The organism is Streptomyces sp. NPDC044704 (assembly GCF_056433525.1).
This window is the reverse complement of the sequence record NZ_JBWKGY010000019.1, coordinates 142,082-143,134: the sequence shown is the minus strand read 5'-3', so window position 1 is coordinate 143,134 and position 1,053 is coordinate 142,082. Positions and strand designations below refer to the sequence as shown.

Annotated in this window: 1 protein-coding gene; it reads right to left on the bottom strand. The window is 67.5% G+C overall.

All coding sequences use genetic code 11. From position 1 onward, the window contains the following. Positions 1 to 296: 296 nt before the first annotated feature. Positions 297 to 782, bottom strand: a complete 486-nt coding sequence (locus AC07B0_RS32925) for a hypothetical protein (RefSeq protein ID WP_478899672.1) — start codon at positions 780 to 782, stop codon at positions 297 to 299. Positions 783 to 1,053: the final 271 nt, after the last annotated feature.

Genomic DNA, 1,053 nt, shown 5'->3' with positions numbered 1-1,053 from the left:
CGGGGTCCTGCGCTTCGCTCCGGACGGTTCGGGTTCCTCGCTGCGCTCCGGACGGTTCGGGTTCCTCGCTGCGCTCGGTTCCCGAACGGCCCGCTCCGCGGGCCTGGGTGACCCCGTTTCACGGGGTCCGGGCCTGCGGCCCGTTGGGATGGGTCCGCTCCGCTCCCCCACCCCGGGCCCTTTCGGCTCCGCCTTCAGGACCAGCCCGCTCCGCGAAGGGTGATGGGTGCACAATCAGGCCATCAAACAACGGGGCGCAGGCAGCCCGTGCCTCGTCCTCAGCCGCCTTGGCCTCCCTACAGCTGGTCCCCCCTGCCGGGTGATTCCGGGGGATGCATGCCGCCACCGTCCTTGATGTCGACTGCGCAGGTTCGCCCGTCGTAAGACTGGTCATTGGGGATCAACAACACTCCGGCAACCTGCTCAGGGTGCTCGACGGTGAGCCAGTCGTCGCCCGTGAGGGGATCGTCGGTCGGCCCGAACGCCTGGGTGGAGTAAATTGTCCGACACCCCAACGTCACGCGCGCCTTGTCGACCGCGCAGGCGTCCACTGCGGGGTCGGAATATGCATCGGCGCCGTCGAAGCGGAAGCGGAAGCGGACCTGGTCGCCCTCAGAGGGCAACTGCGGGTGGGGCTCAAGCCTCCAGTCAACGACAGCGGCGGTGACACCGAGAGGCCGGCCGTCCGTGTCCACAACCTGCACCCTGACACCCGCCTTACCTCGCTCCGCCGTCGTATCGGTGCAGCCCCAGGAAGAGCAGCCGGACAGGACGAGGATCATCAGGGCCATCGGTGCAACGGCGAATACCCGCGCGGGGAGCACTGGGACGACCTCCAGTCGGGGTGGGGCGAGGCAGTGTATCCCGAGGCCTGGAAATTGCAGGCGACGGCGGCGAAGCCGAAACACAGAGAAGCCCTGCGAAGTGGGCGAGGTACTTAAGGCAACTGCATTGGGGCTCCGGAGCCCTAGCGGTTGTGAGCGAGAAGTGCCGTGACTGTTGCGAGATCGACTGCTGGATCCCCTGTGGCTTCGACGGCGGCTATGAGCTTGG

Excerpts from the sequence above, each read along its gene's own strand:
- AC07B0_RS32925 (WP_478899672.1), bottom strand. The coding sequence starts at position 782 with ATGATCCTCGTCCTGTCCGGCTGCTCTTCCTGGGGCTGCACCGATACG.